The sequence below is a fragment of the Candidatus Binataceae bacterium genome, assembly GCA_035294265.1.
In the GTDB taxonomy this organism is placed as follows: Bacteria; Desulfobacterota; Binatia; order Binatales; family Binataceae; genus DATGLK01.
On record DATGLK010000104.1, the window covers coordinates 54,650 to 70,187 of the forward strand.

The following is a 15,538-nucleotide window of genomic DNA, read 5'->3' on the forward strand; positions in this document are numbered from 1 at the left end:
GCCAGCTGGTAAGCACCTCGCCCGACGCCCTGGACAGACAACGCCAACTGGCAGCGGCTGCCAGCGAACTTGTACACAACTTCGCGGGTAGGAAAGGCCTTGCTCTCCGCCTGACCAGCTGGGCTTAAAAGCCCTACCATTGGACTGACAAGCCGGGCGGCGGATTGAGCGGATCCATGGCGCGCCAATCTACCGACTTATCGTAGCGCACGGCGGCCGCACGCACGCTGCCATAATCAATCGCGCGGTCCATGAAGCTCGGCTGTTTGCCTTGGCGAAAATCGCGCGCGGCCTGCAGGAGAGCCCGCCGGACGGTAAGAATAATGGTGTCGCTACGTCCCAAAAACTCACGGCTGCGGTCCATGATCGGACCCATCGCCTCCTCGATCGCAAAGTCTTCGTAGATGAAATTCTTGGTGATGCCGGTGAAGTGCCCCTCCTTCATCGCCTTGCGATCCTGATTCCACATGTTTTCGGGACCGCCCATATCGGTGCAGAAGTTGTCGAGGTTGGCCCCTGACGCACGTTGGGTTTGCGAATGGGGAACATGGTCAAAGCTGGCCAGCGGCTGATGAGGATCATACCAGAACAGCCATTGAGCGTTCCATTCGTCGTCGATCGGGACTGCGCACATCATGAAGTTGGGCTGCGGGGGATCGTTGGGAATAAAGGAAAAGTAGGGAAATACCACTTCGCGGATGCGCGCGTAATAAGTGCCATCGCCCAGGTCGCGAATTGCCCCCTCGCGGAAGCCGTAGGGCTTTTTCAAAGTCTCGAAGACGGGGCTGGTCAGGGTCGCCAGCCGCATCGTGGTTCCGATCTGCTTGAGCCAGGACTGATGCAGGATGCCCAGATGGGCGGAGTCCAAAACCTGCTCGAAGGCCTGAAACCAGTTGCAGTGAACGACCGCGCGCATCGGCACGCAATGGCTGGCGGGGAGCTTGGCGAACTCGAAGTTGTAGAACTGCGGGGGCTGCTCGCTGCGCCCCAGATAGACCCACACCGCGCCTGCGGCCTCACGTACCGGGTAATGGCGCACCCGCACCTTGGCGGCAAACTCGGCGCGTCGCTCGGGCGGCTCGGAGGGCACTTCGACCACTTTACCCGAGACGTCGATCTTCCAGCCGTGAAAGATGCAGGTAAGCGCATTGTCTTCGTTGCGGGCCAGGGCCAGCGAGGTGCAACGATGAGGGCAACCTTCGTCGAAGAAGCCTACCCGTCCGTCACTTGCGCGGAAAGCCACGAAATTCTCGCCAAACAGGCGTACCCGTACCGGAGCACCGTCGGCCTCCAAGGCCTGGGAGCGCACAGCGACGGTCCAAAATTCGCGCAGCAGGTCGCCCATCGGGGCGCCCGGCCCAACCCGGCACAATAGCTCGTTGTCTTCCCGGCTCAACATCGCTTTACCCTCACTAATGGCGCAGTCCGCTTAGGTATAGCCGAGATTTGTTTGCGTCGTAAAGTATTTCTTCGCCGTTCACTCAGGCGTGAGGCAACGAGCCCGCGGTCAACCCACCGGCGATCGCCGAACGATTAAGCGGCTTGCACCCGCGAACGCTTCGCCGTCGGTCGCGGCGGAAATCGATCTTCTGCGCTAGATGCCACGATGAACCTCGAGCGGAGCCAAGGCCGGCCACCCACTCCAACTCGTGTGTTATCGCGACCTCGGTTACCCAATCGCACCGGGGGAAAACAGGGGCCGGCCGACTTGAAATCGGCCCCTGTTTTACTGCACGTTGACTGCTTTGCTGATCACCCCATCGGGACCAGTTTCGAACACCATGTGGCGTTCGTTCTTCTTGGCATAGATGTACATCGCACCGCCGGTCTCGATGATTGGCACCATTTGCGTAGGCTGCCCCAGAGCCTTTACTGCCTGGCCAATGTTCTTGCCCATCCAGAATTTGGCGTTCTGTTGCTTGGCGCTGGCCGCCGCCAACGGCGTGACCAGGCAGCCAAGCACGCCGGCGATCAAGATGGCGGCGCGCAGTCCGCGAAAGATCGAGGCTTTGGCACCTCGGCGCCCGCGGTCAGCAGAGGACGGCACGATTGCGCCCTGAATTGGTGGATATGACATCTAGTCGCCTCCCGTCGCGCTCACGACGTCGCCCCGCGAGCCGGTTTCGAACACGTAATGGGGTTCACCCTCGTGGGCATAGATCATGAGGTTACCAGTGGTTTCCTGCAGCGGTTGTACGCTGGTAGGCTGGCCCAGCTTGGCGATCACGTCTTTCATCTTCATTCCTATGAAAGCCGACGGCGCTATAACCCCGCCCTGCGGCGGCGCGGTGGGCTGGCCTAGCGGCGTCCAGGGCACGAGGGTGCCGCAGCCGGCCAGGCTCGCGCCAAGTATCACGCCCAGCGTCGCCCTTCCTAGGCCGAGCCGCTTGCTTAAGCGACTCGACGCGGATTGTACATGCGACAAATTGTGGTTACCCATTGCCGATTACCTTAGAACACATACTCGACGTTAAGCATGAAGACGTGGGTATCTCGCGTCACCACGTTGGGAATCGACCCGCTGGTAAAACCGGTTGGCGGGGTAAACCCGAACGACTTGGCGTAGCTGACAGGGAAGTTGTACTGATTATGGAAAAACAGCGTGTTTTGGGTATCTATCGCGAAGCGCAGGTACTCATTCCACTGATAAGCTGCACCTAAGATAACGCGGTAGAAGTCGAACGGATTGGTGTTTACACTAGTGTTTGGATTCCATTGTTCAAGCCAGCCGAACAAAGTCACCCGGCTATTGGGGATATGGTAATGGCCGAAGAAATTGAAACCTTGCTGATATGAGCGTCCGTTATTGAGTAGCGCATTGGCCAGGTTGGAATAGGCTGCATAATTGAGGGCCAGCGGTGCCGGCAGGTTAGGAGTAAGTCCGAATACGGCCGCCGGGCCAGAGGCCGAGAACATGTTGCCAGGGCTCCAGGCATTGCGGCCCCAATCATATTCGAAGGCAATGCCCCAGGTTTCCGCTGTATAATGAACAATCTCCGCAAAGCGCTCGATTTCGGCGTTGGGACCCTTAAGGGCAGTCGGCAAATCGGCGGCATCTGGCGTAGTGTTGCCATAACCGAAATCGTAAAAGCTGGTGAAACCCAGACCGTCAAAGCGCCATTTGGCACCGAAAGGATAGATCGACAGCCGTGCCATCACGTCTTTGGTATCCGTGGCTTCAATAGCGTGAAAACTGGCGTTGTCGAAGACCCCGACATTGTAATCGGCATATTGCAGGTGCTCTGGTCCAAACGTAATCGGCCCCTGCACGCTGATACCGGGGAAGGTCGATGACAGACTCATGTTCCAGGTCGTTAGATTGACGAATCGGTAGCCGTAAAGATCTTCTTCCCATGCCGTGATTGGCTGAGGTTGGACTCCAACAATGATCTTGTCGTTTTTGATGCTGTCCATGCCGAGGTTCAAAAACGGGGTATTCCACTGCACGTAGCCGTATTTAATCCGATAGCCCAGGTTGCCGACATTGGCGTTGGGCATCGCCGAGCTGCGTCCGTAGGCCTGGGCCGAAGTATTGCCGATCATGGTATAGATGTTGGGCGTAAGCCGCAGCGTCCAGTCCTTGGTGGGATAGAAAAACAGGTTGATATAACCCCGATGCATGAAAAAGGAGTTGAACCCGTTATTGCCGGGCCCAGGCCAGTTTTCCTGGGTCAAATACTGCGGGCCCCATCCGGTGTGAGTAAAATATTGGTAGGCAAACCAGAATTGGCCACCAATAGATACCTTGTTCTGGAAACTGTCGACGTAGTTTTGCCAGGCCGGCCGCATCGTATTGACCTGATGAACCACCGCGTCGGTTTGCACCTGCTGCTGCGTTACCTGCTGGGTCAGCTTGGTGGTCGCTACTTGCTGCTTCTGGATCTGATTTTCCAGCGAATGCTGAACCGGGGCGGCTATCACGCCCAGATTCAGCGGCACGCGGCCCGGCCCCGGACGGGTGAAAACCTGACTGGTCCGGGGGTCGGTCCATAAGGTCAAGCTGCCGGTGCTTCCCGCCGCTGCCGAGGAGGCCGCGATCTGGGCAAAGAGCGGGCGGGGTTGAACCAATAGGGCTAGTGCCAGGATCCAGATGACCGGCAAGAGCTCGATCAGTTTGAAGCTCAAATCGCTTTTTGGTCTAGTCGGTATCATATGTTGCCCTTTGAGTCCCGCCGGCGGGGCGGGCACACGCTGCCTTCTCTCCTAGATTGACTTATTGTTTATGGGCGGCTTGCGCGGCTTCCCGGAGCTGCTGGAGCTGGTAAGCGGTGTAAACTTTCCCCTTGCAGGCGTAGAGCATCGGGGTCGAGACCGTGACGATGGCGCAGTTGGTCACGTCGGGAGGGGGATCGGCTTTGGCCGCTTGGGATGGCGGATCGGATTTTAATGACGGCCCTTGCGCCGCCGCGCCGGTAGCACAGGCCACGCCAATAAAAAGCAGCCCCACCGGAAGCAGTATCGCCAAATGCGGGTTTTTCATCTTTCATACCTCCAGTTCGGTTCGGTTGCCGCGAAAGCTCGGGTTGTCTGCGCTACAGCGCGCCGACCGCCGGCGAACTTGCCAGGATTTATAGCCACGGGATGTTACAAGCCGATGAAGTAAGTTTTGCCACCCAATGAATTGAGCGGCCTTTGCAGGGCAGGAAGTCAAAATCCGCGAAGCTAGGGGAAGACACTCAAGCGCGAGCACCCGGGGTTCCGGACTTGGGGGGCGAGAATAGGGCCGCGGAAGGGGATGGCGCCCTTTTCAGCCCTGAGGTCCCCTGTGACACGAACCACAATGATGCTTGCCAGACGCGCTCTCGGGACTCAGCCGAAGAGGCAACGGCTTTTCGTCATTCGTGCTTCAGTCAGAGAACTCGCGAGCACCACTAGCGTGGTTAGCGCTGGGTTTATACAAATTCGGTATGCAGGGATCGTCGCAAATTGAGTTAGGCGACCGACGCCATCACTCGCAACTCAACATACTAGTCGATCGCCAACGCGGCGTAGGAAACCGCCGATTCAGTGGGCGGCTCCAGAGCAACGTCGTAGGCTAGCAGACGGCCGCGCCGGCCGCGCAGCAGTTCAAGCTGGGTGTAAATGGGGGATAGACCACAGATCCTGCGCCGGTCGCCGTCGCATAGAATATCGCGAAAGAAAGCCGCGCCGTCACCCTGTTCGATAGTCTCAATCAGGCGCCGATCTTCTTCGCGCAGCCATGCGATCATGTCGTCATCAGCCGCCTGCGCGTCGCCGAACTTTTTGCCCACATGCGCGAAATCCACTCCGGCAATAATGCAGACCCGCCGGCCGTCGGCGGCCAATTCTTCGCCCAGCGCGTCGAGAAAAGCGCCAACCCTGGGATCGGCGTTCGGCATTCGACGGTCCCGTACAAGTTCATGGAAGGAGCTCACCAGGATAGGCACGATCTGGTAGTCCTCCAAGCCCAACGTGAGGGCAAGAAAGAGGGTCTGAAATTCGATCGAATGCTCGTTGCGATGAAGCAGCTCGTCGGCGAAGAGATCGCCCGCGCGATAGCGCCCGGCCAGCCGCGCCAAAAAAGCTCGATCGGTGGTGAGATTACCCAGCGGGGTGGCATAGTCTTTGGTGGTGGCCGTGAACAGCTCCGGGCCGCTGCCGTAGTGGGAAGTGCCCAGGATAATCACCAGTTGAGGTGGTTGGCGCACCATCATCTGATGATAAGCGCGGGCGTAGGCCGACCTGCCGCGGCGCGGATCGATGTGCGGCGCGATCAGCCCGGCCAGATTGGGTAAACTGGGCTTACTCGCGATTTCGGCCCAACCCGGACCTTGTGGCGGTTCGAAAAAGCTCATCAGCTCCTTGCGCAACTCGCTCGGCTGGGCCGGGTAGCAAAGCCCGGCATGAGCGGCAGGTCGCTGGGCCAGCCCGGCAAATTCCTGACCAACCGCACGCCGACGACGGGCGAAGCGTGAATTGTCGAGAAAAAAACCCTGGTCAAGAGTCTCGATAAAGGCGTCGAGTTGCGCGGGCGGCAGAGCATACCCGAATTGGTGCGCAAAGGCTTGGCCGATCTCACCGGCGGAGCGCGTTCCATCCATCAGACTGAGCAGGAAGTAGGCGGCCGCACCCATCGCCAATGGTTGCGGAGCCAGACCCAGGGGATCGCGTAGGCAAATCAGCCGTTGCCCCTCATGCTCGATTGGGAAGGCCTCCACCGCGCGAATTCGTGGCTTGTCCATTGATCGGCGGACTCCGTATAGACAGGTTAAGAGCTGTGGCAGCCACGAGCAAGAAAGCTGGCCGACCTCGGCGCCCGCGCTTCAGAATCGCGGCGAGCGCGGAGCTGCCGCCGGGCGCGTCGCGGAAGTTCCTTTTGACGATCGCCGGGATCGAAGAGGAATGCTTCCTGATCAACCTAGGGGGCGAATTTTACGCTTACGTCAATCGATGCCGACACGTACCGCTGCCGTTGGATTGGGTGGATAACCAGTTTTTTACCCCAGATCGTCGCTATCTGATCTGCCAAACCCACGGTGCGCTTTACTTGCCGGCCTCGGGCCTGTGCGTAAGTGGGCCCGGGGACACGTGTGGAAAGACGTTATTTCGCATTCCTTTGGAGACGGAGGCCGGACAGATTTACGCATGCCCGCCGGCGGGCGCGCCGGAGCCGGGAATTTAAGCCCGCTCAGCAGGCACGATCAGGGCTATTCGTATTCATCGCCGAAATGGGCCCGTACGATGCGGGACTTGAGATATTCCAGCGTGCCAAGATCTTCGACAATATCCCCGCCAGTGTCATAAAAGAACAGCTCGCCGTTTTTGGTTCGGCCAACCGCGATAATCCATTCCAGATCATCACGATCTTCGAGCAGGTAGTTGATGGTTTGGGCGACCCCACGGCCCGGTATGATGGTTACTTTTGGGCGGGGAGATTTTTCTTGCTTGGCCATCTGTTAGCCTTAATTTGCGGCGGCCAGGTGTCCCAGGAACTCTGGTTCAGAGTATGAGCCGCTCTGGAGTCAAGTCAATAGCGCAACCGCCACCACCTCCAGGTGATGAGTGTTGGGAAAAAAGTCGAACCCGCGCACACTTTCCAGCCGATAGCCCTGTTCGCACAGCAAGCGCAAATCACGCACCACGGTGGCGCAGTCGCATGATACGTACACCACTTGGCGTGGGCGCAAGCGCCCCAACGAGGCCATCAGGGGACGGGCACCGCCGCGCGGTGGATCGAGCAGCGCGAGGTCCGGGCGATAGCCCGCGCGCAGCAAAAACGGCGCTAGTTCCGCCGCCCGCATCGCCACGAAACGGACGGGCAGAGCCAACCTGCGCGCGTTGCGCTCGGCGGCCTCGATCGCCAGTGCGTCTGCATCCACCCCCAAGACCTCCAGCCCGCGCCGGGCCAGTGGCAAGCTGAAATTGCCCGCGCCGCAATAAAGGTCCAGCACCTTGCGCGCATCCGCCTGCGCTACGCGCTCGAGCACCGCCGCGATCAAAGCACGATTAGCTTGGTGATTGACCTGGCTGAAGGCATCGGCCGCCAGCCGCAATTCCAGGCCCGGTTCCAATTCCAAGCTGGTCTCGACCTCGCCCACCGCGATCCGCCGATCGCGCGCCCGCACAACCAGCCCCGCCAGCCCCGCTTGCGCGATCGCCCTGGTCGCACGTGTTTGGTCCTGCTCCTGAGCGCGCCGATTAAGGATCGCCACCGCGACCGGACCCACTCCCGCAGCCACCAGTTCCAGCTCTTCACATCCGGGCAAGGCCGCGACCACAGCTCTAGCGACGTCGAGATTGAGCTCGGGCACGGTTAGCAGGCATTGGTCGATCGGGACCAAATCGTTGGTGCCCGTACGGTAGAATCCAAGCAGGCCCGCCGAACTTACTTGCAGCCGCACCCGCGCCCGATAGCCGAATTCGCGCGGCGCGGGTTGCACCAGATCGTTGGTCTGCAAGCGCAGGCCCAATCCGCGCTCGAATTGCTGGGCGAGCAGCCGCCCCTTGGCCGCGAGCTGGGCCGGATATACGACTTGCTGCCAGTCACAGCCGCCGCATCGGGGAAGGAAAGGACAGGGCGGAGAGCGGCGCGCCGGCGCCGGCTCGATCACGCGCCGTAGCGTGGCGAGCGCGTAAGTACCTCGATCGCGCTCGATCTCGGCCTCGATCAGATCGCCCGGCACCGTCCCCGGGACCATCAGCACTCGGCCCTGATAGCGCCCTAGGCCGAAAGGACCGCTCAACTCCTCGATCGCCACTTCGACCCGAGCCGGGCGAAGGCGCTCGACGACGGCAGGCATGGTTTTGGACCCGCTCACGCACTTATAATCCTACCCCATAGCGTTCCGAGATTCGACGGAGCGGACCAAATGGTGGCCATGCAGGCGGGGTCAGGGGAAAGCGCCAGTGAGCAGTGAAACCATCGAGACTTTGATCGAGGCACAAGTACAGGGGGACGAGGCGCGGGTGCTCAAGCTATTCGCGGCACGCCTGTTCGTGCGAATGCCACCGGAGTTAGCACGCCGCCTGCTTGACGAAGAAGCCCTGGAGCTGGCGCGAGCAGGGCTGGATTTCTTCGCGAGTCGCACCGATAACCCCACTCTGGCGCTGCGCGAGCAGAGGCTGGGCGGGCAACTCCATAGCGTGGTGCAGGTAGCGATGCGCGACGGCGCCTTTATCGTCGATAGCATTCGCAACTATCTTCATGAGGTTTCACTCACCCCACTTGCGCTCCTCCATCCAGTCTTCGGCGTGGCCCGCGACGGCGAGGGCAAGCTGGCAAGTTTCGAACTGGCCAGCGTGCGCGAAAGCCGGGAGGCATATGTCGCGGCCGTGCTGGAAGAGAAGTTGGATCAGGTCGCGGCCAACCGCCTACTCGCCGCACTGGCGCCGCGCCTGCGCGAGGTGGCCGCTGCAACTGCCGATTTCGCGCCGATGAGCGCGCGCTGCTTGCAACTGTGCGAGGAATTGGCGCGCGCCCGCGAATTGATCGAGGTGCGCGATTTTTTGCGTTGGATGGCAGGCGGGGGCTGGATTTTCCTGGGCTACCGTCACTACGAGCTGGACCGCGACCATCAATTAAACGAACAGCGCGACGCCTCCCTGGGCATCTTGCGCGCTCCAGTGCGTGAGTTGGGCGGCTTGGAGCATTACGAGCGGGAGTGGCTGTTCACTGGCCCTCGGGTGATTGTGGGCAAAAGCCGCCAACCTGCGTTCGTGCACCGCACCGATCTGATGGACGAAATTCTCATTCGCCGGGGCGTCAACGGCGCGGTCAGCGGCTTCGAGCACTTCCTGGGGCTGTTCACCACCAAGGCGGCAAGCGAGGAGGCCGCCCAAGTGCCCCTGCTGCGCGACAAACTGCGCCAGTTGCTGCAACGCGAGCAATTGCAGCCGGGCTCCCACGATTACAAGGAGCTGATCGCCGCTTTCAACGGCTTGCCCAAGGCCGAGCTGTTCCGCGCCTCGGTGGACGAGTTGGGTATGCAGTTGACCGCCTTGCGTCAGGGCGCGGGGGAAGACGCGGTGCGGGTTACGATCGCGCCCGATGCGCCGCGCCGCATGGTTATTGTGATGGTCCTGATGCCACGTGAGCGTTTCTCCGCCCAGGTGCGGGTGGAAATTCAAGAAACGCTGCGCCGGCGCTTGGGCGGGGAATTGATTTATTACCACCTTCAACTACAGGAGGGCTATGAGGCGCAGCTCCACTTTTGCTTCGCCGCGCCACCACCGCCGGCTGCGGTCTTGTCCGAGATTCGAAACGACGTCGGTCGGCTAACGCGAACCTGGAGCGATCGCTTGCGAGAGGGATTGATCGAACGCTGGGGTGACCCGCGCGCCGCCCTTCTAGCCGCTCGCTACGACCACGCCTTTCCCCCGGCCTATCAGGCTGCCGCTGACCCTGCCCGCGCCCTGACCGATATCGAGCGACTGGAGATTTTGCTGGCCGGTGGCAAGCCACCGGTGGAGATATCCGCAACTGAGCAAGCGGGGGCCCTGGAACTGCGTCTTTACCAGTTGGGTGAAGAGCCCGCACTCTCGGACCTGATGCCGATGCTGCAAAATTTTGGCTTGCGCGTCCTGTCCGAAGCCGCCTACCAGCTTGCTCCCCGCGCCGGCACCCAGAGCGAGCGCGCGTTCGTGCTGCAATTCGTGGTGCAGACTGGCGCACACGATAGCGCCGCTGGGCTCGAGCGCGCATCTGAATTGAGCGCCGCGCTGAGCGCGGTGCGCGCCGGCTGGCTGGAGGACGACCCGCTCAATGCCCTGGTCGTGAGCGGCGGCCTGCAATGGCGCGAGGTGGCGTTGTTACGGCTGTATCTGGCGGCGGCATTTCAAATGAAACTGGCGCCCGCGCTGGCCGCGCTGCGGCGGATTTTTTTATCCCATCCGGCGCTAGCCAAGCGTCTCATCGAGTTCTTCAGCCTGCGTCTACGCCCCGGGGCCGCTACGCCGGCCGCGCAAATCGAGGCGTGCAAGGCGGATTATCTTTCCAGCTTGGGCGCGATCGACAACCTGAGCGACGATCGCAGCGCGCGCCGCGTGCTAGCCCTGGTCGAAGCCACCGTGCGCAGCAATTATTTCGTCACCCCCGCCGCCGACACCGTCCCATACCTGGCAATCAAGCTTGCTAGCAACCGCCTTCCCGATCTACCCGATGTCGCGCCGCTCTATGAGATCCACGTTGACAGTCCGCTCATGCAGGGCTGTCATCTGCGCGCCGGCATGGTGGCGCGCGGGGGAATTCGGGCCAGCGACCGGCTGGAGGATTTTCGCACCGAAATCCTGGAGTTGATGAAGACCCAGACCGTCAAAAACGCGATTATCGTGCCGGTGGGCGCCAAGGGCGGCTTCGTACTCAAGCATGCGGGAAACGTGGGCCCCGAGCAGGTGGTCGCGGCATACAAGACCTTGATCAACGGCATGCTCGACCTGACCGACAATGTGGTCAAGGGCCGGGTGATTCATCCCCCGGACGGCGCCATTCTGGATGGCGACGATCCCTACCTGGTGGTAGCCGCTGACAAGGGAACAGCGGAGTTTTCGGACATCGCCAACGAACTGGCGATCGCACGCGGCTTCTGGCTGGGCGACGCTTTTGCCTCGGGCGGCAGCCAAGGTTACGACCACAAGAAACTGGGCATCACGGCGCGCGGGGCTTGGGAATCCGCCAAACGCCATCTTCGCGAATTGGGCCGCGACCCCGACGGCGGCGCGCCGGTCACGGTAGTGGGAATCGGCGACATGGCCGGCGACGTGTTCGGCAATGGCATGTTGCAATCGGCCAATCTGAAGTTGCTGGCCGCCTTTAACCATCGTCACATCTTCCTCGACCCCGATCCCGACCCCAGGCTCAGCTTTGCCGAGCGCCAGCGGCTGTTCGCCCTGCCTCATTCGCAATGGTCGGACTACAACCCCGCTCTTCTCAGCCCGGGTGGAGCGATCGTTCGCCGCGGCCAAAAAGTCATCGCGCTCAGTCCCCAGGTACGCGCCGCGTTGGGTATCGAAGAGTCCGAGCTGGACAGCGACAGCTTGATCAAGGCGATTTTGCGGGCGCCGGTCGATCTGCTCTACAACGGCGGCATCGGGACCTACCTGCGCGCCAGCGATGAGAGCGACGCCGAGGTGGGCGATCACGCCAACGATGGCTGCCGGATAGCAGCCAATCAGCTACGCACCAAAATCGTGGTGGAGGGGGGTAATCTCGGCTTTACCCAACGCGCTCGGGTCGAATACGCACTGGCAGGCGGCCGTATCAATACCGACGCGATCGACAATTCGGCCGGCGTCGATCTGTCCGATCACGAAGTCAATCTGAAGATCCTGTTCGCGCCCGCCCTGCTCCGGGGTTCACTGGATCTCGCCCAGCGTAACCAGGCCCTGACCGCGGCCACCGCCGAGGTGTGCGAGCAAGTGTTGGCCAACAATCGCGACCAAGTTCTCTTGCTCAGCTTGGAACAAGTCCGCAGCGCCCGCCAGCCCAGCGTCTTTCGCGAGCATCTCAACGAGATCGAGCACCGCGGCCTGTTGCGCCGGCGCGAAGAGGCGCTTCCCAGCCACGAAGCGCTGCACGAACGGCAAACTCGCTTCGTCGGCCTGACCCGCCCGGAATTGGCCGTGCTGGTGGCTTACACCAAGATCGACTTGGCCCAGCGGCTGCATCAGGCCGCGTTCATCGACGACCCGTATTTCAACACGCGTTTCCTGGTCCCCTACTTTCCTGGCTCGATCGTACGCGACTACGGCGCCGAGGTGGGTCGACATCAACTGCGGCGCGAGCTTATCGCCACCACCCTGGTCAATGAGCTGGTCGATCTGATGGGCGCAATCTTCATATTCAGCCTGATGCGCGATTTCGACACCAGCGCGCAAGACGCGATCAGGGCTTGGCTGATAGCCAGCGACGTGCTCGACTTGCGCGCCCATCTCAACCGCGTCAAGCAGCGCATGAATCAGCTTATTCCCGGCGCCGAGGTGGCGGCCTTGCTCTCGCTGGAACAGGCCGCCGACCGCGCCACTCGCGCCCTGCTGGGCGCGGCCGCTTCCGAGCAGCCAATCGCACAGCGCGTGGCGCAACTGGCGCCTGCCTGGAACGAGGTCGGCATGCAATTCGAAAGCGCGCTAACCGGAGGCGAGCGCGCCCGTTTCGAGCGCTACTATCGCGATCTGCGCGCAGCCGGGCTGGCTGAGAGCGACGCTCATCCTCTGGCCCGCCTAAACTTCGCCGATCACCTGCTCCAGATCATCGGGCTGAGCGTGCAGACCGCGACTCCCGCGAGCCGCGCCGCGCAGGCCTTTTTCGCTCTGGCTGGGGTGATCGACTTCGCGCTCATCGAAGAGGCGCTAGCCGCTATCGGCCCTCACGATCGATGGGAACGGCGCGCGGCGCAAGATCTTGCCCTGGAGTTGCAATGGGGACGCTTGCGGCTAACCCAGCAACTGCTGGCTGAGCCACCGCTGCTGGTGGAATCCTCCGAGCAACTTGGCCGCTGGCTGGCTGGCCGAGATCGCAAACGGATGGAGCAGGTCCAGCACACTTTGGCCGAGCTCAAAGCGACGGCCAACCTCGGCTTGGCTCCCTTGGGGGTAGCGGTGCGGCTCATCTCGCGTCTGGCCAGCGCAGTCGCGCCGCAAGCCTGATGGCGCATCTGGCGCTTTCCTTGGAACCTGCTTTGACCAACCCGCCTGGCCGATCTATGCTCGCGGCAGATAATAGAGGCGTCAGGCCGAGCGGAGCGCCACGCCGGCGAAAAGGAACCTGATGAAAATCCAGCTTAGTATCGGGATGGCTTCCAATCCGCGAACTTGGCCGATTCTCGACGGCCGGGTGCAGCCCGACGGCATCGATTTAATCCCCAGCGTGGTCCATCCCTCCGAGCTGTTTTGGCGCCAGTTGCGCTTTGGCGATTTCGACGTCTCTGAGATGTCCTTCTCTTCCCTGATGATGACCATCGCCCGTGGCGATGAGCGCTGGGTCGGGTTACCAATCTTCACCACTCGCGAATTCTTTCACACCCGCATTCTGGTGCGCCGCGATGCCGGCATCGAGCGGCCACAGGACCTCAAGGGCAAGCGGGTGGGGGTACCGGAGTATCAGATGACGGCGGCGCTGTGGACGCGCGGGGTATTGCAACACGAGTTTGGAGTCGAGCCGCGCGAGATGCAGTTTTGGATGGAGCGCACGCCCGAGCACAGCCACGGCGGCGCCACCGGCTTTACCCCACCGCCAGGGGTGGTGGTGCATCAAATCCCGGCCGACGAAGACATCGGCACCATGTTGCTGGCGGGCAAGCTGGACGCCACCCTGCGCTATATCGTCGACAACAACCTGGTCGATCGCGCCCGCGCCGACTTGCGAGGCCATCCGGAAATCCACCCGCTGTTCGATCCGATAGCCGAGGGAACGCGCTATTTTCGCAAGACCGGAATCCTGCCGATCAATCATGGGATGGTGATTAAGCGCGAGTTGGCGCAAAAATATCCCTGGGCGATCCTCAATTTGCTTAAAGCCTTCGAGCAGGCCAACGCGATCGCCAACCGCGAGCGGCTCGAGCACGTCGAGTACCACCTGGCCTGCGGGCTGCTTACGCCTGAAAGCCGCGCCGCGTTGCAAACTCCGCTGGTCCAGCACGGCATCCGCGCCAATCGCAAGACCTTGGAGACTGCGGCGCAATATTCCCACGAGCAAGGGCTGACGCCGCGCTTGATGCGGCTGGAGGAAGTCTTCGCCGCCAGCGCGATGGATCAGTAAGCCGGTCAGCCGGCCAAGGCGGGGGTAGAAGCGCGGCGCAAAGGGCCGGTGGAAGGCTGGGCGCCATTGATTTGCACCGGGATGGCAATCGTGGCGGTAGCCTTCAGATCCTGGTAGAGCCGATAGCCGGCGGCCAGGAAAAAGTAACTGGTCAAAAAAGCCACGCTGACCGAAAGCAGGTCGGCCAACCAGATCACCGACCACAACGAGCCGGTCAACGCGCCGAGCAGCCCGATCAGCAGGCTGATACCCACGAAAGCAGCACCCGCCCAGGAATTGTATCCCGACCAAACCGCCAGAAAGACCACGATGCGAACCGCGACTGCGAAAAACCGCCCGCGCATCAACTCGCGACTATGCAAGAGCGCGGGCCAACTGCGGTAACCGTCGATCACCAGTGAATACTGGGCAAAATACAGCCAGATAAAGGCCAGCACCGCAGGCACGATCAGCATCACCGCACCCACCGCCATCGCGACGATTTGCAGCAGCGCAACCCAGTAAAATGCTGGCACCAGACGCAGCGCCTCGCGGTACACGGCGCGGGTCGCCGGCCATATCTCCTGCTTACCGGTCCCATCGTTGAGCGCGCGGATGATGCACAATGCAACCAGGTTGGCACCTGCGGTCAGGATTAAGAACAGCAGATGAAGGCTGCGCGTCATCCACAACGGAAACAGCGGCGCAAGCGCCGCTGAGCTGCGTGCCGGATAAGGCATCTGAACCGCGAAATAGCTTACCGAACGGGTGCCGGGCTCGAAGGCGCGCACCAGGGAATGCTGCAAGTTGAGCGCGTCGGGTAGCAGGCAGAGCGAGGCCAACAACGCGATCGGCGCCAAGCCCAGCGCGATAAGCCGCCAATAGGCGGTCATCTCACGCACCGCGTTGGCGAGATAAATGAAACTGCTTCTGAGTCGCGCCTCTGCCACGATTAGCGCCAAGGTTGGCACTGTGCTCGCAGCAAGACAAGCTGGCGGGACGCGCCTTTGACCCAACCCTGCGCCACTTCTGGGCGCACGATGCTATAATGCGGGCAACGATCGGGCTCTCCGCGGGCCCGCCCGGAGAAGGCTTATGTCAGTTGATGAACGTACCCGGATGATAGCTGACGAGACGCGCCTGATCCGCCGGCTGCGAATCCTGGCCGACCTCACCACCGCCCTGATCGCGCAGGACGCCTCCCTTACCCTGGAGCAAGCCTGGGAGCACGTCGAAGCGCTCAAGGCCGCGGCGGTGGCGATGTTTCCGGGCAAGGAGCAGGTCTTCGATCTGGTCTATTTGCCTCGCTTCTCACGACTTTTGGCCGAGCGGTTTGGCGCCAACTAA

General features: G+C 61.5%; 13 protein-coding genes. 4 read left to right on the forward strand and 9 right to left on the reverse strand.

The annotated features are described in order from the left end of the window. Window positions 1-133: 133 nt before the first annotated feature. The 6 genes from VKV28_16720 to amrB form a co-directional block, all read right to left on the reverse strand. Window positions 134-1,399, reverse strand: coding sequence for a Rieske 2Fe-2S domain-containing protein (locus VKV28_16720; GenBank protein ID HLH78445.1), 1,266 nt, complete (start codon window positions 1,397-1,399; stop codon window positions 134-136). A 327-nt stretch (window positions 1,400-1,726) separates the two neighbouring features. Then, the gene (locus VKV28_16725) at window positions 1,727-2,077 is read right to left on the reverse strand and encodes a hypothetical protein (protein ID HLH78446.1); all 351 of its coding nucleotides are present in this window, start codon (window positions 2,075-2,077) and stop codon (window positions 1,727-1,729) included. Continuing rightward, on the reverse strand, window positions 2,078-2,356 hold the full coding sequence (locus tag VKV28_16730; GenBank protein HLH78447.1) for a hypothetical protein: 279 nt from the start codon (window positions 2,354-2,356) through the stop codon (window positions 2,078-2,080). A gap of 95 nt (window positions 2,357-2,451) precedes the next feature. Further along, window positions 2,452-4,152 carry a hypothetical protein gene (locus tag VKV28_16735; GenBank protein HLH78448.1) on the reverse strand — a complete coding sequence of 567 codons (1,701 nt, stop codon included), beginning with the start codon at window positions 4,150-4,152 and terminating at the stop codon, window positions 2,452-2,454. 61 nt (window positions 4,153-4,213) lie between these two features. Continuing rightward, window positions 4,214-4,480, reverse strand: a complete 267-nt coding sequence (locus VKV28_16740; protein HLH78449.1) for a hypothetical protein — start codon at window positions 4,478-4,480, stop codon at window positions 4,214-4,216. A 487-nt stretch (window positions 4,481-4,967) separates the two neighbouring features. Then, window positions 4,968-6,203, reverse strand: a complete 1,236-nt coding sequence (gene amrB, locus VKV28_16745) for an AmmeMemoRadiSam system protein B (protein HLH78450.1) — start codon at window positions 6,201-6,203, stop codon at window positions 4,968-4,970. Between amrB and VKV28_16750 the strand changes: the two genes are divergently transcribed. Next, window positions 6,101-6,643: a Rieske 2Fe-2S domain-containing protein gene (locus VKV28_16750; protein ID HLH78451.1), complete on the forward strand. Its 543-nt coding sequence runs from the start codon at window positions 6,101-6,103 to the stop codon at window positions 6,641-6,643. The two genes, amrB and VKV28_16750, sit on opposite strands and share 103 nt — an antisense overlap. A gap of 25 nt (window positions 6,644-6,668) precedes the next feature. Here VKV28_16750 and VKV28_16755 read toward each other — a convergent pair whose 3' ends face one another. Together VKV28_16755 and VKV28_16760 are read right to left on the reverse strand one after the other, a co-directional pair. Next, window positions 6,669-6,914: a hypothetical protein gene (locus VKV28_16755; GenBank protein ID HLH78452.1), complete on the reverse strand. Its 246-nt coding sequence runs from the start codon at window positions 6,912-6,914 to the stop codon at window positions 6,669-6,671. A 69-nt stretch (window positions 6,915-6,983) separates the two neighbouring features. Then, window positions 6,984-8,279: a class I SAM-dependent RNA methyltransferase gene (locus VKV28_16760; protein HLH78453.1), complete on the reverse strand. Its 1,296-nt coding sequence runs from the start codon at window positions 8,277-8,279 to the stop codon at window positions 6,984-6,986. 88 nt (window positions 8,280-8,367) lie between these two features. Between VKV28_16760 and VKV28_16765 the strand changes: the two genes are divergently transcribed. Together VKV28_16765 and VKV28_16770 are read left to right on the forward strand one after the other, a co-directional pair. Further along, window positions 8,368-13,101, forward strand: coding sequence for an NAD-glutamate dehydrogenase domain-containing protein (locus VKV28_16765; protein ID HLH78454.1), 4,734 nt, complete (start codon window positions 8,368-8,370; stop codon window positions 13,099-13,101). Between the two features lie 121 nt (window positions 13,102-13,222). Next, entirely contained in the window at window positions 13,223-14,212 is a 990-nt protein-coding gene (locus VKV28_16770) for an ABC transporter substrate-binding protein (protein ID HLH78455.1), read from the forward strand. 5 nt (window positions 14,213-14,217) lie between these two features. On the opposite strand, the gene VKV28_16775 is transcribed toward VKV28_16770, so the two are convergent. Then, window positions 14,218-15,141, reverse strand: a complete 924-nt coding sequence (locus tag VKV28_16775; protein ID HLH78456.1) for a hypothetical protein — start codon at window positions 15,139-15,141, stop codon at window positions 14,218-14,220. Window positions 15,142-15,286: 145 nt separating this feature from the next. Here VKV28_16775 and VKV28_16780 point away from each other — a divergent pair, with 145 nt between their 5' ends. Then, complete coding sequence (locus VKV28_16780) at window positions 15,287-15,538, forward strand: hypothetical protein (GenBank protein HLH78457.1); 252 nt, start codon at window positions 15,287-15,289, stop codon at window positions 15,536-15,538.